The sequence below is a fragment of the Curtobacterium sp. MCBA15_009 genome (assembly GCF_001864895.1).
GTDB lineage: Bacteria > Actinomycetota > Actinomycetes > Actinomycetales > Microbacteriaceae > Curtobacterium.
Genome location: NZ_MJGO01000001.1, coordinates 19,341 through 42,793, shown reverse-complemented (window position 1 = coordinate 42,793; position 23,453 = coordinate 19,341). Strand labels below are relative to the sequence as shown.

The 23,453-nt window shown below is 71.8% G+C and carries 20 protein-coding genes; 11 read left to right on the top strand and 9 right to left on the bottom strand.

Features of this window, described 5'->3' with window-relative positions:
* Positions 1-45: 45 nt before the first annotated feature.
* The 4 genes from BIU97_RS00185 to BIU97_RS00170 form a co-directional block, all read right to left on the bottom strand.
* On the bottom strand, positions 46-2,418 hold the full coding sequence (locus BIU97_RS00185; RefSeq protein ID WP_139195828.1) for a glycoside hydrolase family 3 N-terminal domain-containing protein: 2,373 nt from the start codon (positions 2,416-2,418) through the stop codon (positions 46-48).
* Positions 2,419-2,555: 137 nt separating this feature from the next.
* The gene (locus BIU97_RS00180) at positions 2,556-3,437 is read right to left on the bottom strand and encodes a carbohydrate ABC transporter permease (RefSeq protein WP_071253358.1); all 882 of its coding nucleotides are present in this window, start codon (positions 3,435-3,437) and stop codon (positions 2,556-2,558) included.
* On the bottom strand, positions 3,437-4,459 hold the full coding sequence (locus BIU97_RS00175; RefSeq protein ID WP_071253360.1) for a carbohydrate ABC transporter permease: 1,023 nt from the start codon (positions 4,457-4,459) through the stop codon (positions 3,437-3,439). The genes BIU97_RS00180 and BIU97_RS00175 overlap by 1 nt, the downstream gene beginning before the upstream one ends.
* 2 nt (positions 4,460-4,461) lie before the next feature.
* Complete coding sequence (locus BIU97_RS00170; protein ID WP_071253362.1) at positions 4,462-5,757, bottom strand: ABC transporter substrate-binding protein; 1,296 nt, start codon at positions 5,755-5,757, stop codon at positions 4,462-4,464.
* A gap of 146 nt (positions 5,758-5,903) precedes the next feature.
* Here BIU97_RS00170 and BIU97_RS00165 point away from each other — a divergent pair, with 146 nt between their 5' ends.
* Positions 5,904-6,938, top strand: coding sequence for a LacI family DNA-binding transcriptional regulator (locus tag BIU97_RS00165; protein ID WP_071296761.1), 1,035 nt, complete (start codon positions 5,904-5,906; stop codon positions 6,936-6,938).
* A 74-nt stretch (positions 6,939-7,012) separates the two neighbouring features.
* Here the strand turns inward: BIU97_RS00165 and BIU97_RS00160 are convergent, their stop codons facing one another.
* Positions 7,013-7,996, bottom strand: coding sequence for an AraC family transcriptional regulator (locus BIU97_RS00160; RefSeq protein WP_071296760.1), 984 nt, complete (start codon positions 7,994-7,996; stop codon positions 7,013-7,015).
* A 122-nt stretch (positions 7,997-8,118) separates the two neighbouring features.
* On the opposite strand from BIU97_RS00160, the gene BIU97_RS00155 reads away from it, so the two are divergent.
* Entirely contained in the window at positions 8,119-8,565 is a 447-nt protein-coding gene (locus BIU97_RS00155) for a MarR family winged helix-turn-helix transcriptional regulator (RefSeq protein WP_071253370.1), read from the top strand.
* A gap of 106 nt (positions 8,566-8,671) precedes the next feature.
* On the opposite strand, the gene BIU97_RS00150 is transcribed toward BIU97_RS00155, so the two are convergent.
* From BIU97_RS00150 to BIU97_RS00135, 4 genes are all read right to left on the bottom strand, one after another.
* The gene (locus tag BIU97_RS00150) at positions 8,672-9,520 is read right to left on the bottom strand and encodes a carbohydrate ABC transporter permease (RefSeq protein ID WP_071296758.1); all 849 of its coding nucleotides are present in this window, start codon (positions 9,518-9,520) and stop codon (positions 8,672-8,674) included.
* On the bottom strand, positions 9,520-10,491 hold the full coding sequence (locus BIU97_RS00145) for a carbohydrate ABC transporter permease (RefSeq protein WP_175472383.1): 972 nt from the start codon (positions 10,489-10,491) through the stop codon (positions 9,520-9,522). The genes BIU97_RS00150 and BIU97_RS00145 overlap by 1 nt, the downstream gene beginning before the upstream one ends.
* Complete coding sequence (locus tag BIU97_RS00140) at positions 10,488-11,807, bottom strand: ABC transporter substrate-binding protein (RefSeq protein ID WP_071296757.1); 1,320 nt, start codon at positions 11,805-11,807, stop codon at positions 10,488-10,490. Before BIU97_RS00140 ends, BIU97_RS00145 begins: the two co-directional genes overlap by 4 nt.
* A 661-nt stretch (positions 11,808-12,468) precedes the next feature.
* Positions 12,469-13,485 (bottom strand): LacI family DNA-binding transcriptional regulator, encoded by a 1,017-nt coding sequence (locus BIU97_RS00135; protein WP_254782798.1) that lies wholly within the window; start codon positions 13,483-13,485, stop codon positions 12,469-12,471.
* A 202-nt stretch (positions 13,486-13,687) separates the two neighbouring features.
* Here BIU97_RS00135 and BIU97_RS00130 point away from each other — a divergent pair, with 202 nt between their 5' ends.
* The 9 genes from BIU97_RS00130 (at position 13,688) to BIU97_RS00090 (ending at position 23,437) form a co-directional block, all read left to right on the top strand.
* Positions 13,688-14,923, top strand: coding sequence for a sugar ABC transporter substrate-binding protein (locus tag BIU97_RS00130; RefSeq protein WP_071296756.1), 1,236 nt, complete (start codon positions 13,688-13,690; stop codon positions 14,921-14,923).
* A gap of 2 nt (positions 14,924-14,925) precedes the next feature.
* A complete protein-coding gene (locus BIU97_RS00125; RefSeq protein WP_071253378.1) occupies positions 14,926-15,891 on the top strand; it encodes a carbohydrate ABC transporter permease in 966 nt (321 codons plus the stop codon).
* The gene (locus tag BIU97_RS00120; RefSeq protein WP_071296755.1) at positions 15,884-16,753 is read left to right on the top strand and encodes a carbohydrate ABC transporter permease; all 870 of its coding nucleotides are present in this window, start codon (positions 15,884-15,886) and stop codon (positions 16,751-16,753) included. The genes BIU97_RS00125 and BIU97_RS00120 overlap by 8 nt, the downstream gene beginning before the upstream one ends.
* Before the next feature lie 53 nt (positions 16,754-16,806).
* Entirely contained in the window at positions 16,807-17,613 is an 807-nt protein-coding gene (locus BIU97_RS00115; RefSeq protein ID WP_071296754.1) for a ThuA domain-containing protein, read from the top strand.
* On the top strand, positions 17,610-18,716 hold the full coding sequence (locus BIU97_RS00110; RefSeq protein ID WP_071296753.1) for a Gfo/Idh/MocA family protein: 1,107 nt from the start codon (positions 17,610-17,612) through the stop codon (positions 18,714-18,716). Before BIU97_RS00115 ends, BIU97_RS00110 begins: the two co-directional genes overlap by 4 nt.
* Positions 18,717-18,767: 51 nt before the next feature.
* Positions 18,768-20,138, top strand: coding sequence for a sensor histidine kinase (locus BIU97_RS00105; protein ID WP_071296752.1), 1,371 nt, complete (start codon positions 18,768-18,770; stop codon positions 20,136-20,138).
* Positions 20,135-20,749: a response regulator gene (locus BIU97_RS00100; protein ID WP_071253388.1), complete on the top strand. Its 615-nt coding sequence runs from the start codon at positions 20,135-20,137 to the stop codon at positions 20,747-20,749. Before BIU97_RS00105 ends, BIU97_RS00100 begins: the two co-directional genes overlap by 4 nt.
* 98 nt (positions 20,750-20,847) lie before the next feature.
* Positions 20,848-21,741: a hypothetical protein gene (locus tag BIU97_RS00095; protein ID WP_071253390.1), complete on the top strand. Its 894-nt coding sequence runs from the start codon at positions 20,848-20,850 to the stop codon at positions 21,739-21,741.
* A gap of 136 nt (positions 21,742-21,877) precedes the next feature.
* Complete coding sequence (locus tag BIU97_RS00090) at positions 21,878-23,437, top strand: AMP-binding protein (RefSeq protein WP_071296751.1); 1,560 nt, start codon at positions 21,878-21,880, stop codon at positions 23,435-23,437.
* The last annotated feature ends 16 nt before the right edge of the window (positions 23,438-23,453 follow it).

The window sequence follows — 23,453 nt, the reverse complement described above, 5'->3', positions numbered from 1 at the left end:
CGCTCCGCACCGCGTGCGGAGCGCCGTCGCCCGTCGCGGGCGAGATCAGTCCTGGGCGACGACCGACCACGTCACGATGCGGGCGTCCCGCACCGTCACCTCGTGCAGCGGCCCGGTCACCGCGACCGTCGCGCGCTCCGTGGCGGAGCCGGGGACGGGCCGTCGGGCCGGTCCGCCGCCGGACGCGACGATCCCACCCGTCGGCACCGGGCCTCCCGGCCGGGACGCCGCGGCGTGCGACGCGACCCACACCTGCACGTCCCCGGGCTCGACCACCCGGCGCATCCGCAGGTCGGTGTGGGCGAAGCGCCCGGCGGGGACGCGGAAGCGCACCCGGGCGGACTCACCCGCGGCGAGCGCGACCCGCGCGTAGCCGAGCAGCTGCACCTCGGGCCGCGTGACGGTCGCGTGCAGGTCGTGCCCGTAGAGCTGCACGACCTCCTCGCCGTCGCGGCCACCGGTGTTGCCGACCGTGACCGTCGCCTCGAGGACACCGTCCGAGCGGACCTCCGGGTCGACGACCAGGTCCTCGACGACGAACGACGTGTAGCCGAGCCCGAACCCGAACGGCCGCACCGGCGTCGAGTCCGCCGCGGTGACGTCGGACGGACCGCCGAGGCGCGGGTGCAGGTAGGTGTACGGCTGCGCGCCCGCGGACCGCGGCAGCGACACCGGCAGCCGGCCGGACGGCGACGTGGCCCCGGTGAGCAGGTCCGCGATGGCCGGTCCCCCCTCTTCTCCGGGGAAGAACGCCTGCACGACGGCCGCCGGCCGTCGCGGGTGCGCGCCGTCGCCGTGGCCGTCCGGCTCGTCGTCGAGCGCCCAGCCGACGGCGTAGGGCCGCCCGGTCAGGAGCACCACGACCGTCGGCGTCCCGGTTGCGACGACGGCCTCGACGAGCTCGCGCTGCACGCCGGGCAGGTCGAGCGACTCGGTGTCGTTGCCCTCGCCGACCGTGCCGCGGCCGAACAGTCCGGCCTGGTCCCCCACCACGACCACCGCGACGTCCGAGGCGGACGCGGCGGCGACCGCCTCGTCGAAGCCCGAGCGGTCGGTGCCGGTGACGTCGCAGCCGACGGCGAAGCGCACCGTGCCCGGAGCGCTGACGCCCTCCAGGGCCTCGCGCACGGTCGGGATCGCGAAGCCGAGCGGCAGGTCCGGGTGCGCGGCGAGCACGTGGTTGGCGAACGAGTAGCAGCCCTGCAGCGCCTCGGCGCGGTCGGCGTTCGGGCCGATGACCGCGAGCGAGGTGCCCGGCGCGAGCGGCAGGACGGGCGTGTCCCCCGTGACCGGCTCGTTGGCGAGCAGCACGAGCGACCGTGCGGCCAGCCGGCGTGCGAGGTCCCGGTGCAGCGGGGTGTCGAGGTCGACCCCGGTGGGCGGCTCGTCCCGGAACGCGTCGTCGTCGAGCAGCCCGAGCCGCTCCTTCTGCCGCAGGACCCGGAGCACCGCCCGGTCGACGAGCGTCTCGTCGACCTGCCCCGACCGCACGCGCTCGACCAGCGGGCCGAGGTAGGCGTCCCCGGTGGGCAGTTCGACGTCGATGCCGGCCTCGAGCGCGAGCGCCGCGGCCGCACCACGGTCGGCGGCGATGCCGTGCATGACCTCGAGGAACGCCACCGAGAAGTAGTCGGCGACGACCGTCCCGGTGAAGCCGAGGCGGTCGCGGAGCAGGTCGGTCAACAGCGCCCCGTTCGCCGCGACGGGCACGCCGTCGATCTCGGCGTACGAGTTCATGACGCTGCGCGCACCGCCGTCGTGGAGCGCCATCTCGAACGGCGGCAGGAAGACGTCGGCGACCTCGCGCGGTCCGGCGTGCACCGGTGCGTGGTTGCGGCCCGCCTGCGACGCCGAGTACCCGAGGAAGTGCTTGAGGGTCGCGTCGACGCCCGCGCTCTGCAGACCGCGGACGTACGCGGTGCCCACGGTGCCGACCAGGTACGGGTCCTCGCCGATGCACTCGTCGACCCGCCCCCACCGCGGGTCGCGGACGACGTCGAGCACCGGGGCCAGCCCCTGGTGCACACCGAGCTCGCGCATCGAGGCACCGATCGCGGCGCCCACCTGCTCGACCAGGTCCGGGTCGAAGGCGGCACCCCACGCGAGCGGGGTCGGGAAGGTCGCGGCCTTCCACGCGGCGAGCCCGGTGAGGCACTCCTCGTGCACGAGCGCCGGGATGCCGAGACGGGTCTCCCGACGCAACCGGCGCTGCTCCGCCCAGAGCCACGCCGCCCGCTCGTCCGCTTCGACCGGCCGGGTGCCGTAGACGCGGGTGAACTGGCCGATCCCGTGCCGCGTGATGTCGGCCAGGGTGCGGCCGTCCGCCGCCGCCGTCATCTCGCCCTGCATCGGCGCGACGACGCCGTCCTGGTCGAGCCAGTAGCCGACGAGCTGCGCGGTCTTCTCCTCGAGCGTCATCTCGGCGAGCAGGGCGGTCGCGCGGTCGGCGCGGGTCGCGGTGTCGGTGTCCGTCACGGTGTCGGCGTCCGTCGCTGCCGCGGGGGCGGCCGGGAGGCGCGGCGTGCGTCCCGCGGTGCGGGTCGCGTCGGTCGCGGTCACCCCTTCACCGCCCCGGTCAGGCCGCCGACGATGCGACGCTGGAAGATCGTGAAGAACACGAGGGCCGGGATCATCGACATCGACGTGAACGCCAGGACCTTCGCCGTGTCGACCGAGTACTGCGACGAGAACGCCTGCACGCCGAGCGGCAGGGTGTAGCTGCCCTCGTTGTTCAGGATGAAGAGCGGCAGGATGTAGCTGTTCCAGCTCGCGATGAAGGCGAGGATGCCGACCGTCACGACACCCGGCAGCGACAGCGGCACGACCATCCGGAAGAAGAACCCGAGCCGGCTGGCGCCGTCGATCGAGGCGGCCTCCTCGAGCTCGTCCGGGATCGCCCGCAGGAACGGCACGAGGATGATGACGGTGGTCGGCAGGGCGAACGCGATCTGCGGCAGGATCACCCCGACCAGGCTGTTCGTCATGTGCAGGTCCTTGACGAGCAGGTACAGCGGGGTGATGGCGACCGTGATGGGGAACATCAGCCCGGCGGCGAACAACGCGTACAGGCCGCCGCGGCCGACGAACTGGTAGCGGGCGAGCACGAAGCTCACCATCAGCCCGAGCACGACGACGCCGACCGTGGTGGACACGGCGCTGATCGTCGAGTTGCCGAGCTGCTGCCAGAAGATGCCGCTCGACAGCACCGAGCCGTAGTTGCCGAACTCGAACGGTGCCGGCAGGCCCGCGGGGCTCGTGGTGATCTGCGAGTTCGTGCGGAACCCGCCGAGCACGATGTACGCCACCGGCGCGAGGTTCGCGGCGACGAACAGGATCGCCACCAGGTAGGTGAGCGGGTTCGCGCGGCCGATCGCCGCGCTGGACCGGCGCTCCCGCGTGGCCCGGCGCCCGGGGGCGACGATGGTCGTGGTGGCCATCAGTTCTTCCTCTCCGTGAGTGCACCGGCGGTGTCCCGGCGGAGCACGAAACGCTGGTAGACGAGGGCGACGGCGAGCGAGATCAGGAACATCACGACCGCGACCGCGCTGCCGAACCCGAAGTTGCCCGAGGTGCGGCCGTTGGCGACCATGTACGTCGCCATCGTCGAGGTGCCGGCGGTCGACGAGATGTACTGGCCCCAGATGATGTAGACGAGGTCGAACAGCTGCAGCGAGCCGATGATCGACAGGAACGCCCAGATCCGGATGGTCGGGCCGAGCAGCGGCAGGGTGATCCGCCGCTGGATCTGCCAGTAGCCGGCGCCGTCGATGGCGGCCGCCTCGAACAGCTCCTCCGGGATGCTCTGCAGCCCGGCGAGGAACAGGATCACCGCGAAGCCGATGTACTTCCACGAGATGATCACGAGCAGGGTCCAGATCGCGATGTCCGGGTTCGACAGCCAGTCGGCCCGGAGACCGCCGAGGCCGATGCTCTGGAACATGTCGTTGACGGCGCCGTTCGACTGGAGCATGAGGCTCCAACCGGTGCCCACGATGACCTCGGAGATCACGTAGGGCACGAACACGAGCACGCGGATGAGCCCGCGGCCGTGCATCTTCTGGTTGAGCAGCAGGGCGAGCACGATGGCGATCGGCCCCTGCAGGACGAGCGACAGCACGACGATGAAGCCGTTGTGCATGAGGACCGCGTGGAACGCCTTGTCCTGGAAGATGATGAGGTAGTTCTGCAGGCCGACGAAGTCGGTGGGCGGCCCGTAGCCCTGCCACTTGAAGAACCCGTAGTAGGCGGCGAGGCCCACGGGCAGGATCACGAACGTCACGAAGACGATGACCGCGGGCCCGGCGAGGACCGCGATCTCGACCCGCTTCCGCCAGTCCGCGATGCGGCGCGTGGACCGCCGTCCGGCGGGGAGCGGCGTACCGCTCCCCGCCGGGGACGTCCCCGCGGCGCTGTCCGACCCGGTGGTCGGGGTCGTGCCGAGCGAGGTGTCGAGGGTCATGGTCAGCCCTTGGCCGCAGCCTGGTTGGTCGCCGAGACGATGTCCTTCGCGTCGCCCTTGCCGGCGAGCACGTCCACGACGCTGGTGTTCAGCGCGTTGCCGACGTTCTGGCCGTACAGGGTGTCGAGGTACTGCGAGACGAACGGCGCCTCCTGGTAGGCGGCGAGCGCCGACTTCAGGTAGTCGGAGTCGACGACGGACTGCGCCTCCTTGTTGACGGGGATGGCGTTGAAGGCCTTGTAGTAGCCCTCCTGGTTGTCCTTCTGCACGATGAAGTTGAGGAAGTCGGTGCAGGCCTTCTTCGGGGCCTGGGCCGAGCAGGAGTTGCCGTCGACGCCGCCCATCATCGACTTCGGGTCACCCTTGCCGCCGTCGATGGTCGGGAACGGGAACCAGCCGAGGTCGGACAGCGGCTTGCCGTCCGGGGTGAGCGAGGCGATCACGCCCGGGTCCCAGGCACCCATGAGCTCCATGGCCGCCTTGTGGTTGGCGAGCAGGCCCGCCGAGCTGCCGGCGCCCTGCTGCGCCGCGGTGGTGAGGAAGCCGTTGTTGAAGGGCTTCGTCGCGTTGAAGTCCTCGAGCTGGTCGCCGGCCTTGGTCCAGCAGGCGTCGTCGAACTTGAGCGACTTGGCGGTGTCCTCGAGCGTCTTCTGGCTGCACTCGCGCAGGGCGAAGTTGTAGTACCAGTGCGCGGCGGGCCAGGCGTCCTTCGCGCCGACGGCGACCGGGTCGACCCCGGCGGACTTGAGCTTCGCGATGTCGTCGTTCAGCTCGTCCATCGTGGTGGGCGTGCCGTCGATGCCGGCCTTCTCGAACAGGTCCTTCGAGTACCAGATGCCCTCGGGGAGCACCGCGCCGGGCATGGCGTAGGTCTTGCCGTCCTTCTCGTAGCCGGCGAACGTGCCGGCGCTGATCGACTGCTTCGCGTCGGCGCTGATGGAGTCGGAGATGTCCATGAGCTGCCCGGCGGCGATCATCGCGTCCATCTTGCCGCCGCCGCGCTGCAGGAAGACGTCGGGAGCGTCACCGGAGTTGAGCGCGGTCTGCAGCTTGCCGTCCAGGTCCTCGTTCTGGATCGCCTGGATCTTGATGGTGACGTTCGGGTACTTGTCCTCGAACGCCTTGACGGTCGAGGCCCAGTAGGCCTTGCCCGGTCCGGTCGTCGAGTTGTGCCAGAAGGTCATCGTGACCTTCCCGCCGTCTGCGGAGGCATCGCTGCCCGCCGAGCAGCCGCTGGCAACCAGCGCTGTCGCCCCGATCAGCGCGATGGCTGCCGCGGCACGGATCTTCCTCGTCATCGTGGATCTCCTGTGTGTCGTCGTTGACATGCAGCGACATCGACTGCCGCTGCGGAGAGCGTGCCAGGCACTCCTCGGGCTTGTCAATCGATATCGATAACGTTTTCTTTACCGTTCCGGTCCCGGAGGCGCGGTACGGTGTGCCAATGGATCCAGCCGTCGGCGCGCATCCCGGTGCCGGCCGGGTGACGATCGGCGACGTGGCACGGGCGGCCGGGGTCTCGATCCCCACCGTGTCGAAGGTGATCAACCGACGCGACGGGGTCGCCCCCGCGACGATGGTCCGCGTGCAGCAGGTCGTCGACGACCTCGGGTACGAGACGTCGCTCGTGGCGAGGAGCCTGCGCAGCTCCCGGACCGGGGTGATCGGCATCCTCGTGCCCGAGTTCGAGCCGTTCTCGACCGAGCTGCTCCGCGGCATCTCGAGCGCGGCCACCGGCACCGGCTACGAGCTGCTCGCCTACGCGGGACTCATGACCGGCGCCGACCGGCCCGGCTGGGAACGCCGCTCGCTGTCCCGGCTGTCCGGCACGCTCATCGACGGTGCCATCGTGGTCACCCCCACGACGGCGCTGTCCAGCTCGACCATCCCCGTCGTGGCCATCGACCCGCACACCGGGCCCGAGGGGCACGCCACGGTGGACGCCGACAACGAGGGCGGCGCCGTGCTCGCGGTGGAGCACCTGCTCGCGCTCGGGCACACCCGCATCGCGCACGTGCAGGGCCGCGCCGACCTCGCCTCGGCCCAGCTCCGCGAGGCCGGGTACCGCTCGGCCCTGGCGGCCGCCGGCATCGCGGTCGACGAGCGGCTGCTCCGCGACGGCGGGTACCAGGAGGACCAGTCCGCGGTCGTCGCCCGACAGCTGCTGACCCTCGAGGACCGGCCGACCGCCGTGTTCGCCGCGAACGACTCCTCGGCCGTCGGTGTGCTGCGCGCCGCCGCCGACCTCGGGCTGCGCGTGCCCGAGGACCTGTCCGTCGTCGGCTTCGACGACGTGCCGCAGGCCTCGGTCACGACGCCGCCGCTCACCACGGTGTCGCAGCCCCTGGCCGAGCTCGGCACCCGGGCGGTCGAGATGCTCCTGACCATGCTCCGCGGCGAGGACGCGTCGGACCACGTCCGGCTGCCGACCACCCTGCGCACGCGTCGGAGCAGCGGACCGGCCCCGACTGCCGCCTGACCGTACCCCGACCGCCGCCGCCTGACCACACCCCGGCCAGCGCCGCAGCGCCGGTCAGCGCCGGTCAGCGCCGGTCAGCGCCGCAGCGTCTGCTTCGGGTACTCGCCGAACCGTGCCGCGTAGGACGCCGAGAAGCGGCCGAGGTGCGCGAACCCCCACCGGCGTGCGACGTCGCCGATGACGCCCGCCTGCGGGTCGAGCTCGAGCAGCTCCGCACGGACCCGGTCGAGTCGGACGTCGCGCAGGTACGCGAGCGGCGTGACGTCGAACACGCGGCGGAACGACTCCTGCACCGACCGCACGCTCAGGCCGGCGACGGCCGACAGCTCGGCGATGGTGACCGTCTCGGCCGCGTGCGCGTGGATGTACTCGACGGCCGCACGCAACCGCGCGTTCCGCGGCAGCGACAGCTCGTCGGGCAGGTCGTCGCGACGCGGCGGGAACGTCTCGAGGAACGCCGCCACGGTCTGCAGCTTCGCCTCGTGCCAGTCGTCGGTGCCGTGCCCGCCGAGCCGGAGCGAGCGGGACAGCGCGGACAGGGCCTGGTGCCAGCGGTCGGCGGTGCCGGGCTCCGGTTCACGGGCGTGGTCGAACCGCAGCGGCCGGTCGTCCTGGCCGAGCGTCCCCACGGCGACCCGGCGCACGAACTCGCGGTCCAGGTGCACGAGGCGCTGGTCGTGGTCGGCGGCGGAGAACACGAACTCGCCGTCGCACGGCAGGAGCACCGGGACGTCCCGGCGCAGCGCGATCCGGGAGCCGCTCGTGTCGACGTGCGCGCTGCCCTCGGTGATCCAGGTGACGACGTAGTCGCCGCCGACCGGCACCGGACCCCAGAGCGCTCCGCGCACCTGCGACCGCCGGATCGTCACGTCGGAGTCGCCGACCGCGGTGTACCGGTACGCGGGCTCGCCGTCGGTCGACCGGACGGACCACCGGTCGGCGCCGTGCACCCGTGCGAGGTCCCGCCCGGCCGATTCCGCGCCGGAACCGGCGACCTCGAAGCGCACGCCCTCGACCGGTCGCACCGCGGACGCCGTGCGCCCGCCGGACAGGCTCATGCCGGAACTCCCCGGGACATGACACGGGGCGCGTTCCGCGGATACGCTGACCCGGTGAGCGCAGCGCATCGTGGCACCGACCCGATCCGCACCGACCCGATCCGCACCGAGGGGGCGTGTCCGTGAGCGATCTCGACCTCATCGCCGCGCTGACCCGCCTCGAAGCCGCGGTGTCGGACCTCCGGGCGCGGCTGCGCGACCAGCTCGGGGTGTCCGGTGGCGACGTCAGCGTGCTGCAGTACGTCTCGCGGTCCCAGGACGCCGGCCGGACCGTGCGCGTGACCGACCTGGCGAAGTACCTGGGGCTCACCGGCCCGGCCGTGACGGGCATGGTCGACCGCCTCGAGCAGAGCGGGCACCTCTGCCGTGTCCCGAACCCCGACGACGGCCGCAGCCGGCACATCGAACTGACCACGACGGCCAGGCGTGACTACGCGCGCGCGATGGACGGCACGAACGAGCACCTGCACGAGCTGATGGCCTCCTTCTCGGAACGGGACAGGGCCAGGTTCGTCAGGATCGTCGACCGCATCGTCGCGGCCGTCGACGTCGGCGCACCGAGCCACTGACGGCAGAGTACGGGCGAGCACGGCTCGGACCGGACGATTGTCCGCCAAGCGCAATTACGTCACTTTCCTACCTATCTGGACCGCTCGTTCTGCTGCGCGGACGACCTCATCCCTTCACCGCCCCCGAGGTCAGGCCGGACACGATGGAGCGGCGGAACACCAGGACGAGGATGACGATCGGGACCGTCGCCGCGACGCTCGCGGCGAAGATCTGCGCGAACGGCACCGTGAACTGCGTGCCGAACAGGGCGATCCCGACCGGGATGGTGCGGAACGAGTTCTCGCTGTTGAACGTCAGCGCCATGAGGAACTCGCTCCACGACGCCGTGAACGTGAAGACCCCGACCGTGAACAGGCCGGGTTTCGCCATCGGCAGGATGACGGACAGCACCGTGCGCCACGCCCCGGCGCCGTCGATCTCGGACGCCTCCTCGATCGTCGACGGGATCCCCTGCAGGTAGTTCCGCATGATCCAGATGGCGAACGGCAGGTTGAACGCGACGTACGGCACGATGAGACCCGGGTACGAGTTGAGCAGCCCGAGGTTGCGCTCGAGCAGGTACAGCGGCGTCAGCACCGCGATCGCGGGGAAGACCGACAGCATGAGCAGCGAGGTCATGATGGCGGTGCGGCCGCGGATGAACCGCCCGGCGAGTGCGTAGCCGGCCAGGAACGCCAGCGCGAGCACGACGACGGTCGTCGACACCGACACGATGACGCTGTTGAGCATGTACTGGCCGAGCGCGTTGTCGCGGAACGCCACCACGAAGTTGTCGAAGGTGATCCGCTGCGGGAACGCCGTCGGCGGCGACTGGGCGATCTCGCCGGACGGCTTGAGCGACGTCGTGACGAGCCAGTACAGCGGCAGCGCGGTGAGCACCGCGATGACGACACCGCTGACGTTGACGGTGTTGACCCACTTGCGCCAGCCCTTGCGGACACGTTGACGGGGCATCAGTCGTCCCCTCCCTTCGCCTGGTTCCGGAACGCCCGGAGGAACAGCAGGCACCCGACCGCGACGATGACCGCCGTGGACGTCGCGATCGCCGCTCCCGGACCGATGTTGATGTCCTGGAAGAGCACCTTGTAGCCCATGATCGCGAGCGACTGGGTCGTGGTGCCCGGCCCCCCGTTCGTCAGCACGAACGGCAGGTCGAAGACACCGAACGCCTGCAGGATGCGGAACAGCACCGCGATCGTCAGCGTCGGGGTGAGCTGCGGGAGCACCACGCGCCAGAACGTCTGCCACGTGCTCGCGCCGTCGAGCTCGGCGGCCTCGTAGTGGTCCTCGGAGATCTGCACGAGCCCGGCGAGCAGGATGATCGCCACGAACGGCGTCGTCTTCCAGATGTCCGCGACCATCAGGCCGGTGATCGCCGGCACCGGCTCGCCGAGGATCACCGGCGCGTCCCCGAACAGGCCGAAGAACCAGGTCGCGACGCCGTAGGTGCTGTCGTAGACGTACTTCCAGAGCTGCGCGTTGACGATCGTGACGAGCGACCACGGCACGAGCATGAGCGCGAGCATCCAGCCGCGGGTGGCCCCGAGCCGCTCGAGCACCAGGGCCACGAGCATGCCGAGCACGAGCTCGACCGAGACCGTCACGACCGTGTACAGGACGGTGAACCCGAGCGCCCGGTACCAGTCGGCGCTCTGCAGCAGGGCCGCGTAGTTGCCGAACCCGAAGGACTGGATCGTGAACCCCTCGTAGCCGACCTCGACGTCCGCGAAGCTCAGGACGATCGAGTACACCACCGGGAAGATCGTCACCGCGGCGACGACCAGGAGCGCCGGGGCCGCGAAGCCCCACGCGCCCCGTGCCCGGATGCGGTCGAGACGCGACCGCCCCGTCGGCCGGGGCGGCGGGTCGAGCCGACCCGGGCCTCCCGACCCGACCGTCGTCCGCGTCGCGGTGCCGGCGCTCACAGCGCTTCACCCGACAGCGCGAGCGAGATGGCGGAGGCCATCGCGCTCGTGCCGCCGTCCACCGACGCCTGGCCCCCGAGGATGCTGTTGCCGTTCTGGTAGACGCCCTGCGAGACCTTCGGGTAGTACGCCGTCGAGGTCGGCCGGGGCACGAGCGTGATGCCGGCCGCGGTGTCGTAGGTGGGCCGCTGCTGCCGCTTCGCGTCCTCGCTGACGAGCGAGGCGCTGCGCGCGGGCAGGACACCGCCCTCGCGGGTCAGGAACTGCTGGGCGGTCTCGCTCGACATCCAGCTCGCGAAGGTGAGCGCCGCCGCGGGCTGCTGGGTGTGCGGGTTGATGTAGTTCCCCCACCCGCCGATCGTCGAGTGGTGGTCGTCCATGCCGTCGAACGTCGGCCGCGCCGCCAGCCCGACCTTGCCGGCGACCTGGCTGTCCGGTCCGTTCGCGATCCCCCACGCGTACGACCAGTTCCGCAGGAACGCGGCCCGGCCGCCCGAGAACGCGTCGTTCGTGTCCTGCTCCTGGTAGGTCAGGGTGGCCCGCGGGGACGCCCCCTCGGTGACCAGCGAGCGCATGAACTCGAACGCGCGCTTCGTCTCCGAGCTCGTGGTCTCGGGTCTCGTCAGGTCGTCGTTGAGCAGCGACCCGCCCGCGTCGGCGACGAACTCGGTGACGTTGCAGGTCAGACCCTCGTACACGTCGCCCTGGAACGCGAACCCGTAGGACACGTCGCCGGTGTCCACGAGCTTCGCTGCGGTCTCGCGCACCTCTTCCCACGAGCCCGGCACCTGCAGGGAGTGCTTCGCGAGCAGGTCCTTCCGGTACAGGAAGAACGACTCGTCGATGTAGAGCGGGAACATGTAGTACGTCCCGTCGACGCTCGCCGCCTGCCGCAGCCCCTCCGGGAACTGGTCGAAGAAGTCCTCGCCGACGAGCTGGTTCACGGGGGTCGCGAGCTTGTTCTTCGCGAACTGGCCGGGCCACGCCACGTCGCCGAGGTACACGTCCGGCGTGCTGCTGCCGGCCGCGATCTGGGTCGTCAGGCTCGTGCGGTTCGTGTCGGTGTCGCTCGGGGCGCTGACGATCCGCACCCGGATGTTCGGGTGCTCCTTCTGGAACTCCGTGATGAGCCGCCGCCGCAGGTCCCCGCCGTCCTTCGACGCGACCTGGCCGGCCCACCAGCTGATCGTCGCCTCGCCCTCGGGCGGCTCGGTGGGCCAGTCCTCGACCCTCGTGCGCTCGGGTCGGGTGGAGCAGCCGGCGAGCAGCAGCACCCCCGCTCCCCCGAGCAGGAACATCCTCCGGTCGATGGCCATCCGTCCTCCTCGACGTGTGGTGCTGCGAACCTGTGCGTCCACACAACCAGGCGGCGCCTGGTCTGTCCGCAGGTGGCGCTGGCGGGCAGCGGGGTGCGTGGCGGGCGACGCGTGTCGGGCGGCGCGTGGGCGCGAGAGCGACAGATCCCCCACCGGCGGCCCCGTCAGCACTGCGGAAGCGACAGTGTGCGACGAACTGTTCGCGGAGGACTGTCGCTCTCGCGAGGCGGGGCGGCGGACCTGGTCACCGCGAGGTGGCGGACCGCGAGGCGGCGGCCAGGAGGCTCGTGGCGGGGCCGGCCCGCGCCTCCCGGCCGACAGGTGAGCGCGAAAGCGACAGATCCCGCACTGGCGGCCCCGTCCGTGCTGCGAAGGCGACAGTGTGCGGCGAACTGTTCGCGGAGAACTGTCGCTTTCGCGAGGCGGGGCGGCGGACATCGTGACCGCGGAACGGCAGGCCGCGGAGGCGGCGGCCGGGAGGCTCGTGGCGGGGCCGGCCCGCGCCTCCCGGCCGACAGGTGGGCGCGAAAGCGACAGATCCCGTACCGGCGGCCCCGTCAGCGCTGCGGAAGCGACAATGTGCGGCGAACTGTTCGCGGAGGACTGTCGCTTTCGCGAGGCGGGCCACGGGGCGCGGGCCGCGAGGCCGCGAGGCTCAAGCTCAGGCGGGAGCGGGGGCGGTCGAGTCGGCGAGGTGCAGGGCGCACGGGATGAGGGTGTGCGTGCGGTCCGTCGTGCCGCCCTCGAGGCGGTCGACCAGGGACTCGACGGCAAGGCGGCCGAGTGCCGGGCCGGGCGCGTTCAGCGTCGTGAGGACGGGTTCGGTGGCGGCGCCGGCGCCGTCCGACGAGACGATCGCGACGACCGAGACGTCCTCGGGGACGCGTCGACCACCGGCGCGGAGACCGCTCACGAGCCCGAAGTTCGAGTCGTCCTTCATGATGATCGCGGCCGTGAGGTCGGGGTCGCGCGCCAGCAGGTCCGCCGCCGCGCGACGGCCGCCCTCGGCGGAGGCCCCCGCCGCGACGACGGTGCCGCTGAGACCGCGGCGTTCGACGGAGGCGCGGAACGCGGCCTCGGACCGGACCTTCGGGCCGTAGTCGGCCATCGCGGTGCCGTCGAGGTCCTCGACGACGAGGCCGATGCGGCGGTGCCCGAGGCCGGTCAGGTGGTCGAGGGCGTCCTCGACGGTGCGCTCGAAGTCGATGTCGACGAAGGAGATGCCCGACGGGTCCGCGGTCCGGCCGATGGCGACGAAGGGGACGTCGAGCTCGACGAGGCGCTCGATGCGGGGGTCGCGCATGGTGACCTCCATGACGACGACGCCGTCGGCGAGTCCCCCGGAGATGAGCTCCTGCACGTCGTCGCCGGTGGCCGCGGCGGGCCAGAGGACCAGGTGGTACCCGAGCTCCGAGGCGCGGCCGGCGGCGCTCGTGAAGAACTGCAGCGCCGTCTGCCCGAGCCGGTGCTCGAGGACCGGGAAGACCAGCGCGAGGATGCGGCTGCGACGCGACGCGAGTGCCCGCGCGACCACGTTGTTGCGGTAGCCGAGTTCGCGCATCGCGGCGGTGACGCGCGCTCGGGTGGCCGCGGACACCCGCTTGTTCCCGTTCACCACGAAGGACACGGTCGCGATCGAGACGCCCGCCCGGTCGGCGACCTGCTGCATCGTCGCCATGCCGCCCCCTCACCCTGTTCCGCTCACTGTAGCGGGGGTGACCCATGAGAAAGTTCGTTTAAGCGCTTTACCATCTAACCGCTTCGATGCTAGCTTCGACCCCACTCGGGACGCGACGGAGCGGTTCTGGTCCGGTTCGCCCCCGATCCACGAGCAGCACGTCGCGTTCGTGTCCGGCAACCATCCAGAGAAGAGCGAAGCAATGAAGCCTCGACACCGCAGGATCGCACCGGTCCTCAGCACGGTCGCCATGCTGGCGACCGTCCCCCTCGTCCTCGCCGGCTGTTCCGGCGGTTCGTCGGCGAACCCCGGCGGCAAGGTGGACTCCATCACCGTGCTCGACTACTACAACCAGGGCAACGACAAGAAGGTCATCGGCGAGTACCTCGACAAGTGCGGCGCCGAGAACGACGTCACCATCAAGCGCACCCAGGTGCCGGGCTCGTCCCTCATCCAGAAGGTGCTGCAGCAGGCGTCGTCGCGGACCCTGCCGGACGTCCTCATGCTCGACAACCCGGACATGCAGCAGATCGCCGAGACCGGTGCGCTGTCGCCGCTGTCCGACTACGACATCTCGACCGACGGCTACGCGGAGGGCGTGCTGCAGGCCGGCACCTACGAGGGCAAGGTCTACGGGCTCGCGCCGACCGTGAACACGATCGCGCTCGTCTACAACAAGAAGGTGCTGTCCGAGGCCGGGGTCACCCCGCCGAAGACCTGGGACGAGCTGCAGTCCGCCGCGGCGAAGCTCACGAAGGGCAGCCAGTACGGCTTCGCGGTCGACGCGAACGCCACGTACGAGGGCACCTGGCAGTTCCTGCCGTTCATGTGGTCGAACGGTGGTGACGAGAAGGACATCGCCACGCCCGAGACCGCCGAGGCCCTGACGCTGTGGAAGGACCTGATCGACGACGGCTCGATGTCGAAGAGCGTCCTGAACTGGACCCAGGCGGACGTGAACGACCAGTTCATGGCCGGCAAGGCCGCGATGATGATCAACGGTCCGTGGCAGATCCCCGGGCTCAAGGAGTCGGGGGTCGACTACGGCATCGCCCAGATCCCCGTGCAGTCCGCCAGCGACACGGCCGTCGCACCGCTCGGGGGCGAGGTCTGGACCGTCCCGAACACCGGCGACAAGGCGAAGCAGGCCGTCGCCGCGAAGATCGTCGACTGCATGAACAGCGACGCGAACCAGCTCGCGATGGCGAAGCTGCGGTACACGATCCCCTCGAAGACGGCCGTCGCCCAGCAGTTCGGGAAGGACGTCCCCGAGGAGCAGGTCTTCGTCGACCTGGTCGCCGACGCCCGGGCCCGCACGGGCGAGCTCGGCGCCGACTGGCCGAAGGCCGCGACGAAGATCTACACGGCCGTGCAGGCTGCGCTCACCGGCCAGGACTCGCCGGCCGACGCCCTGCAGAACGCCCAGTCGAGCAACTGAGCATGACGAGCACCGCGACCCCCGTCGCCCCACGGCGGGCCGCCGGGGACGGAGCACCCGCTCCGTCCCGGCGGCCCCGCCCGGGCCGCTCGCTGCGCTTCGAACGGATCGCGCAGCTGCTGTTCCTGCTGCCGGCCGTCCTGTTCCTGCTGCTGTTCTTCGGCTTCCCGGTCGTCAAGAACGTCGTCATGAGCTTCCAGGCGTACACGACGTCGACGTTCTACACGGGCGAGGCCCCCTGGGTCGGCTTCGCGAACTACGCCTCCGTCGTCTCGTCGCAGCTCTTCGACACGGCGCTGCTCAACACCGCGCTGTTCACGGTCGGGTCGATCGTCGGCCAGTTCGTGATCGGGCTGCTGCTCGCGCTGTTCTTCCGGCGCAACTTCCCGCTCTCCGGGCTGCTCCGGTCCCTGCTCCTGCTGCCCTGGCTGCTGCCGCTCATCGTGTCGAGCGCGGTGTGGAAGTGGATGCTCGACCAGGACTCGGGCGTCGTGAACCAGTTCCTCGGCTCGTTCGGCGTCCCGTCGGTCCCGTGGCTGACGAGCCCCGCGGTCGCGCTCATCACCGTCATCGCGGTGAACATCTGGATCGGGATCCCCTTCAACACCACGATCCTGTACGGCGGGCTGCAGGACATCCCGACCGAGCTCTACGAGGCCGCGGCCCTCGACGGCGCCACCGGCTGGAAGGCGTTCTGGGCGATCACCTGGCCGATGCTGCGCCCCGTCGTGAGCGTCACGCTCGTGCTCGGTGTCGTCTACACGATCAAGGTGCTCGACATCATCCTCGGGTTGACGAACGGCGGGCCGGCGAACGCCACGCAGACCATCGCCACGCAGTCGTACGACCTGTCGTTCAAGCAGTTCGACTTCGGGCAGGGCGCCGCGCTGAGCAACATCCTCATCGTCATCTCCGCCCTGTTCGCGATCGTCTACCTCCGCCTCAACAGGAAGGCCGTCGATGACTGACGCAACCGCGACGCGCGCCGTGGTGACCCGCGGCACCCGTCGCCCCACCCGGCCGACCACCCCGAAGCAGTGGGTGCTCTCCGGCATCGGGATCCTGATCCTCGCCGTCATGCTGTTCCCGGTCTACTGGATGGTCAACATCTCGCTGCAGCCGACCGGCTCCGCGATCGAGGCCGCCTGGTTCCCGATCAACGCGCAGCTCGGCGGGTACGCCCAGGCCATCGCCGACCAGGGCGGCGCCCTGGTGACGAGCCTGCTCATCGCGCTCGGCAGCGTCGTGGTGAGCCTGCTCATCGCGACGCCGGCGGCCTACGCGCTCGCCCAGTTCAAGGTGAAGGGCGTCGGACCGGTCCTGTTCGGCATCCTCATCTCGCAGATGATCCCGGGCATCGTCGTCGCGAACGCCCTGTACGCGGCGTACAACGACCTCGGACTGCTCAACACCGTACCGGGGCTGATCCTGGCCGACAGCACGGCCGGCGTGCCGTTCGCGATCCTCATCATGCGGGCGTTCATGCAGAACATCCCGCCGTCGATCATCGAGGCCGCGAAGGTCGACGGCGCCGGCAACTTCCGGGCCTTCCGCTCCGTCGTCGTCCCGATCAGCGCGAACGCCCTCATCACCGCCGGGCTCTTCACGTTCCTGTTCACCTGGAGCGACTTCCTGTTCGCCCTGACCCTCACCACCACCGAGGACGTCCGACCGATCACGCTCGGCATCTACAACTACATCGGCACGTTCACCGCCGACTGGTCGACCGTCATGGCCGCGGCGGTGATGGCGTCGATCCCCGCCATCGTGCTGCTGCTCGTGGCGCAGAAGTTCATCGCGGCCGGCGCGACCGGCGGCGCGGTCAAGTGACCCGCGGCCGAGCGACCCGCACCGGCTCTCCCCACCCCCGAAAGGCATCCACCATGACCACCACACCGTTGCGCGTCACCGTCTGGGGCGAGAACGTCCACGAACAGGTCGAGCAGCACGTCGCCGAGCGCTACCCCGACGGCATGCACGGCGCGATCGCGGACGGGATCCGCGAGCACCTGCCCGAGGCCGTCGTCCGCACCGCCACCATGCAGGAACCCGAGCACGGCCTCACCGACGAGGTCCTCGCGGACACCGACGTCCTCACCTGGTGGGGGCACGCCGCCCACCAGGACGTCGACGACGCCGTCGTCGACCGGGTGCACAAGCACGTGCTGTCCGGCATGGGCCTGGTCGTGCTGCACTCCGGCCACTGGTCGAAGATCTTCGGCAAGCTCATGGGCACCACCTGCACGCTGCGCTGGCGGAGCGAGCACGACCAGGAGCTCGTCTGGACGGTGAACCCGCAGCACCCGATCACCCGCGGGGTGCCGAACCCGATCGTCATCCCCGAGCAGGAGATGTACGGCGAGTACTTCGACGTCCCGACGCCCGACGAGCTCGTGTTCATCTCGGGCTTCACCGGCGGCGAGGTGTTCCGGAGCGGGATGACCTACCGCCGGGGCCTCGGGAAGATCTTCTACTTCTCCCCCGGTGACCAGGACTTCCCCGTCTACCACCACCCGGACGTCCGCCGTGTCGTCGCGAACGGCGCCGAGTGGGCCCGACCGGAACGCGAGCGGGAGATCCCGACGCTCCGCCGCTACGACCTCGGCGAGTACTTCGACGGCCAGCACTACCGCGGCCCGTTCGACGACGCTCCCGTCGAGGACCCGGCAACGGCCGAGGCCCGCGCGTGAGCGCGCTCCGCGTCGTCCAGGTCGGTGCCGGCGGGATGGGGCGCGCCTGGCTCGCCACCGTCGCCGCCGACCCGGAGGTCGAGCTCGTCGGCGTCGTCGACCTCGACCTCGACGCGGCCCGCGCCGGGGCCGCGCACGCCGGCGACCCGACCCTGCCGGTCGGGACGGACCTGACCGCGCTGGCCGCCGAGACCGGTGCCGAGGCCGTCCTCGACATCACCGTCCCGGTCGCGCACCACCCAGTGACGATGCAGGCGTTGCGCGCCGGTCTGCCGGTGCTCGGAGAGAAGCCGGCGGCGCAGACGGTCGCCGAGGCGCTGTCGCTCGCGGCCGCCGCCGAGGTCACGGGCAAGCTGTTCATGGTGTCGCAGTCGCGCCGCCACAACGACCAGCTCGTCGCCTTCCGCCAGCACGTCCGCGGCCTCGGCGGCGTCGGCGGGCTGAGCACCCGCTTCGCGAAGGCCCCGCACTTCGGGGGCTTCCGCGAGGAGATGGACGACGTCCTGCTGCTCGACATGGCGATCCACGCCTTCGACTCCGCCCGGTACGTGCTCGAACGCGACCCGGTGTCGGTGTACTGCGAGTCGTGGAACCCGTCGTGGTCCTGGTACCGGGGCGACGCGGCCGCCGCGGCCGTCTTCACCTTCGAGGACGACGTCCGTTACGTCTACGACGGCTCGTGGTGCGCCCCGGGCGCGGAGACGTCGTGGAACGGCGACTGGCGGGCCTCCGGCGCGGCCGGCACCGCGCTGTGGGACGGCGACCACGACCCCTCCAGCGACCTCGACGGCGTGCCCGGCACCCCCGGGTCCGCGCCGAGCGTCGGGCACGAGATCGCGGGGGCGCTCACCTCGTTCGTCCGCGCGGTCCGCTCCGGCACCGCGCCGGACGGCGAGGTCCACGGCAACGTCATGAGCCTCACCATGGTCGACGCCGCGATCGCGTCGGCGCGGAGCGGGCGCCGCGTCGTCATCGACGAGGTGCTCGAGCAGGCGCACGCCGACGCCCTCGCCGCCGAGCGGGACGACGAGGTGCGCGAGCGCCTCGCGTCGTGGAGCTCGGTCCGCCACGCGCTCGGCACGTCGGTCGTCGCACCCGGCTGAGCAGGGGCCGGACAGGAGGCGCGGCGCGGCCCCGGCGGTTACGGTTGCCTGGTGCGTGGACAACGGTCGTCGGACGCGGGGGCCGTCGCCCCCGTCGTGCTCGTGGTCGCCGACCCCCGCCGCCGGGCCGGCCGCACCCCGTGGCGCCGCGTGCTCGTCGGGGTGGTGCTCGCCGCCCTCGTCGGCGGCGCGGCGGTCGCCACCGCCGGCGCGCTCGTCTCCCAGCGCACGGCGGAGGCCTTCGCCGTGCGCGACGCGACCGCCGACACCGCCGCGCTCGCCCGGGTCGTCGTCGAACCCGCACTCGTCGACGCGATCGCCGACCCGGACGCCACCGTCGCCGAACGCGCTGCGGCCCGTGCCCGGCTCGGCGACGCCGTCGCGGGCGAGCTGCGCGCCGGTTCGGCGGTGCGGATGAAGCTCTGGCGGGCCGACGGCACCGTGATCTGGTCGGACGAGCCGCGGCTCGTGGGCGACCGGTTCCCGCTCTCCGACGAGGACCTCGAGGCGCTCCGCACCGACCGCTCGGACGCCGAGGTGTCCGACCTCGACGAGCCGGAGAACCGGTTCGAACGCGGGAGCGGCCCCCTGCTCGAGGCGTACCAGGCGGTGCACACCCCCTCCGGCGAGGCCCTGCTGTTCGAGGCGTACCTGCCGTACGACGAGGTCCTCGAGCGGGCCGCCGACCTGCGCCACGCGTTCGCGGTGCTGGCGTTCGGCACGGTCGCGGTCGTGCTCGGCCTGCTCGTGCCGCTCCTGCTCTGGCTGCTGGTGCGCATCCGGTCCGGCCAGCGGCTCCGGGAACGCCTGCTCGGCCGTGCGCTCGACGCCGAGGCCGCCGAGCGGCGCCGGATGGCCGGCGAGCTGCACGACGGTCCGGTGCAGGACGTCGCCGGGCTGGCCCTGTCGCTCGGCGCCGCCCCGGAGACCCGCGACGCCGCGACGACGCTGCGCCGGGCGGTGTCGTCGCTCCGGACCTCGATGGCGGCGATCCGACCGGCGGCCCCGGACCGCGACGGCCTCGGCGCCGCGCTCGACGACGCCTGTGCCCGCGCCCGCGCGGCCGGCGTGACGACGACGGTGCACGTGCCGGACACCGTCGAGGCCTCGCCCGCCGCACTGCTGGCGGTCGTGCGGTTCGTGCGCGAGGCCGTCTGGAACACGGTGAAGCACGCCGGAGCCACCACGGTCGACGTCCAGGTGGCCCACGACGGCGACCACCTGGCGGTGACGGTGGCCGACGACGGCTCCGGCTTCGACCCGGCGGTCGTCGCCGGACCGACCCGTGCCGGTCACCTCGGCACGACGCTGCTGCGCGAGGTCGCCGAGGACACCGGCGGCTCGCTGCTGCTCCGCACCGCCCCGGGGCGCGGGACCACCTGGGACCTCACGGTCCCGACCGACGTGGAGACCCTGCGGTGAGGGTGCTGCTGGTCGACGACCACGCGCTCGTGCGCGGCGGCCTCCGTGCGGTGCTCGCGACCACCGACGACTGCGAGGTGGTCGGTGAGGCCGCGACCGGCGAGGAGGCCGTCGACCGTGCGGCGGACCTGCGCCCGGACGTCGTCGTCATGGACCTGTCGATGCCGGGCGCCGGGGGCGTCGACGCCACCGCCCGGCTGCGGGCGGCGATGCCCGCGGTCCGGGTGCTCGTCCTGACGACGTTCTCCGATGACCACCGGGTCCGCGCCGCCCTGGCCGCGGGCGCCACCGGGTACCTGCTGAAGGACGCCGCGCCGGACGACGTCGTCGCCGCGGTCCGGGCGGCCGCCCGCGACGAGACCCCGATCGACCCGCGGGTCGCCCGAGCGCTGCTCCCCGGCGCCGCCGCGACCGACCGAGGCCCCGACCTGCCGCCGCGGGAGCGTGACGTGCTGGTCCGCATCGCCCGCGGGCTGTCGAACCGGCAGATCGCCACCGAGCTCGGCATCGCGGAGCGGACGGTGAAGGTGCACGTCGGCTCGCTGTTCCGCCGGATCGGCGTCGCGGACCGCACGAGCGCCGCTCTGTGGGCACGCGACCACGGCTGGTGACGAGGTACTAGTACCAAGGTCCGATGGTGGGCGCGCGCGGCTCGGGCGACGATCGACGTGTACGGGCCATCCAGGCCCCTTCGCCCCAGGAGGCACCCATGCACACGGCACCCACCACCGCCCGGCGCTCGCGCCGCCGCTTCGCCGGCATCGCCGCCGTGATGACCCTCGGCACCGTCGCCGCCGCCGCCCTCGTCGGGGTCTCCCCCGCGAACGCGTCCGGCAAGACCTCCACCGGTGGCGACTACGCGGTGACCGTCAACGGCACCACGACGAACCCCGCCCAGGGCAAGGACTACAAGGTGAAGGACCTGGCCGTGTCCGGCACCATCGCGGTCCGCGGCAAGCACAACGGCTTCGACATCCGCATCGCCGACCTCGGCGTGTACGACTACACGCTCACCGGCGCCGCGGACACGCAGCGCATGGTCACGAAGCCGACCGTCGTCTTCGCGTCGAAGGTGCCGTCGCTCACGCCCGCGCAGCTCGCCGGCACGAAGCTGTCGTCGCTCGAGGTCCGCGACGACACCCTGGTCGCGATCTTCGGCACCGGCGCGGGCAAGTACAAGATCCAGGCGAAGGACGGCGCTCAGGGCGGCGTCTTCCAGATGGAGACCGAGTTCGCCGCGCCCGTGACCTTCACCCACACCCTCGGTGCCGGGCTGTTCTACTTCACGAACCCGTACACCGGGAAGATCAACTTCGGCGACGGTGTCGCCGCCGTGGCGTCGGGCAGCGGCGCGCACCAGATGCTCCTCGGCAAGGACAGCCCGCAGGTCGCCACGAAGACCTCGCAGACCGCGACGACCACCACGTGGACCGTCCAGCCCGGCGGTCGCCTGGGCGGTGTGCTCGGCGAGGACGCCGTCGAGCTCTCGCAGGGCGCCACGAACTGCACGAGCGACTGCCAGGCCCAGAACCAGATCCGCGGCTCGCTGCCGGTCCCGCCGGACCCGGTGGACCCGACCCCGCTGGTGGTCGCGGTCCGCTGACGCGACCGGTCTGCGGACGGAAGGCGCGGTGCCGGCTGGCACCGCGCCTCCTGTCTGTCGTCCCGGTCACGTCGGAAGCCGCACCGCGCGCCCGCGAGGTGGGCGCTCGGACACGCGCGTGGGTAGCGTCTGCGCCATGGACGGACTCGGACTGGGGACCCTCAACGTCGCGACGATCGTGGTCGAGGGGGCACGGCGTCACCGCAACAAGACCGCCGTCCTCACCGCGCTGCCCGACGGGCTGCACGAGACGAGCTACGGCGAGCTCTGGGAGCAGGTGCGCGCGGCCGCCGGCGGGCTGCGTGCCCGCGGAGTGGAGCGGGGTGACCGGGTCGCGGTGATGCTGCCGAACGTCCCGCAGTTCATCGTCGCGTACTTCGCGGTGCTGTCCCTCGGTGCCGTGGTCGTGCCGATCCACCTGCTGTTCAAGCGCGAGGAGATCACGCACGTGCTCTCGCGCTCCGGGGCCGGGGTGCTCATCGCCTCCGGCACGGCGCTGGCCGAGGCGGGGCCGGCCGCCGTCGACACCGGGACGACCGTCGTCGGGGTCGGCCCGGTGCCGGACGGGGTGCCGGTGCCCGCGGTGTCGCTCGACGACCTCGCCACCGAGGGGACCCCGCTCGACGCCGTCGTCGGCACGAACCCGCTCGACCCGGCCACCGTGCTGTTCACGAGCGGCACGACCGGAGCGCCGAAGGGCGCGGTCGGCACGCACTTCGCGCTCGTCGAGCAGGCGAACGTGTGCATCATCGACCTGTTCGACCTGCGCGAGGACGACGTCGTCTTCGGCGGCCTGCCGCTGTTCCACACCTTCGGGCAGACCGTCGTGATGAACACGACGCTGCGCCGCGGTGCCACGATCGTGCTGCTCCCCCGGTTCGACGCCGCCACCGCGCTGGCCCTGTGCGTCGAGCAGCGGGTCACCGCGTTCCTCGGGGTGCCGACGATGTTCATCGCGCTGCTCGAGGCGTCGCGGACCTCAGCCGAGCGGCCGCCGTTCCGCTGGGCGGTCTCCGGCGGGGCCGCCCTGCCGTCCGCAGTGCTGGAACGCTTCGAGACGACGTTCCGCTCGCCCGTCCAGGAGGGCTACGGCATGACCGAGACCTCGCCCGTCATCTCGGTGAACCCGCGCGGGGTGCCGAGCCGAGCCGGCAGCGTCGGACCGGCCATCTGGGGCGTCGACGTCGTCATCGCGGACGCCGAGGTCGAGGGCCGCATCGAACCGCTGCCCGTCGGCGAGGTCGGCGAGATCGTCGTGCGGGGGCACAACCTGTTCGCCGGGTACCTCGACGACCCGGAGGCGACCGCCGAGGCGATGGCTGACGGGTTCCTGCGCACCGGCGACGTCGGCCTGCTGTCCGAGGACGGCTACGTGACGATCGTCGACCGCAAGAAGGACCTCATCCTGCGGAACGGCTACAACGTGTACCCGTCCGAGCTCGAGTCGGTGCTGCACCGGCACGAGGACGTCGCCTCGGCGGCGGTGTTCGGCGTCGACCACCCGGTGCACGGACAAGAGGTGCACGCGGCGGTCGTGCTGCGCGACGGCGCCGCCGGCACCGAGGCCGTCGACGCGTTCGTGCAGGACCGGGTCGCTGCCTTCAAGTACCCGCGGGTGTACCACGTCGTCGACAGCCTGCCCCTCGGGCCGAGCGGCAAGGTGCTGCGCCGGGAGCTCGCCGCCCGCGACTGGTGACCGACGGCGGCGCCGG

What these genes read in the sequence shown, in the direction of transcription:
- BIU97_RS00185 (WP_139195828.1), bottom strand. Translation starts at nt 2,418, where the DNA reads ATGACGCTCGAGGAGAAGACCGCGCAGCTCGTCGGCTACTGGCTCGAC.
- BIU97_RS00160 (WP_071296760.1), bottom strand. Translation starts at nt 7,996, where the DNA reads ATGAGCCTGTCCGGCGGGCGCACGGCGTCCGCGGTGCGACCGGTCGAG.
- BIU97_RS00150 (WP_071296758.1), bottom strand. Translation starts at nt 9,520, where the DNA reads ATGCCCCGTCAACGTGTCCGCAAGGGCTGGCGCAAGTGGGTCAACACC.
- BIU97_RS00180 (WP_071253358.1), bottom strand. Translation starts at nt 3,437, where the DNA reads ATGGCCACCACGACCATCGTCGCCCCCGGGCGCCGGGCCACGCGGGAG.
- BIU97_RS00135 (WP_254782798.1), bottom strand. Translation starts at nt 13,485, where the DNA reads ATGGCGACGATGCAGCAGGTCGCCGACCGGGCGGGCGTCTCGATCGCG.
- BIU97_RS00130 (WP_071296756.1), top strand. Translation starts at nt 13,688, where the DNA reads ATGAAGCCTCGACACCGCAGGATCGCACCGGTCCTCAGCACGGTCGCC.
- BIU97_RS00090 (WP_071296751.1), top strand. Translation starts at nt 21,878, where the DNA reads ATGGACGGACTCGGACTGGGGACCCTCAACGTCGCGACGATCGTGGTC.
- BIU97_RS00170 (WP_071253362.1), bottom strand. Translation starts at nt 5,757, where the DNA reads ATGACGAGGAAGATCCGTGCCGCGGCAGCCATCGCGCTGATCGGGGCG.
- BIU97_RS00120 (WP_071296755.1), top strand. Translation starts at nt 15,884, where the DNA reads ATGACTGACGCAACCGCGACGCGCGCCGTGGTGACCCGCGGCACCCGT.
- BIU97_RS00165 (WP_071296761.1), top strand. Translation starts at nt 5,904, where the DNA reads ATGGATCCAGCCGTCGGCGCGCATCCCGGTGCCGGCCGGGTGACGATC.
- BIU97_RS00095 (WP_071253390.1), top strand. Translation starts at nt 20,848, where the DNA reads ATGCACACGGCACCCACCACCGCCCGGCGCTCGCGCCGCCGCTTCGCC.
- BIU97_RS00175 (WP_071253360.1), bottom strand. Translation starts at nt 4,459, where the DNA reads ATGACCCTCGACACCTCGCTCGGCACGACCCCGACCACCGGGTCGGAC.
- BIU97_RS00125 (WP_071253378.1), top strand. Translation starts at nt 14,926, where the DNA reads ATGACGAGCACCGCGACCCCCGTCGCCCCACGGCGGGCCGCCGGGGAC.
- BIU97_RS00140 (WP_071296757.1), bottom strand. Translation starts at nt 11,807, where the DNA reads ATGGCCATCGACCGGAGGATGTTCCTGCTCGGGGGAGCGGGGGTGCTG.
- BIU97_RS00115 (WP_071296754.1), top strand. Translation starts at nt 16,807, where the DNA reads ATGACCACCACACCGTTGCGCGTCACCGTCTGGGGCGAGAACGTCCAC.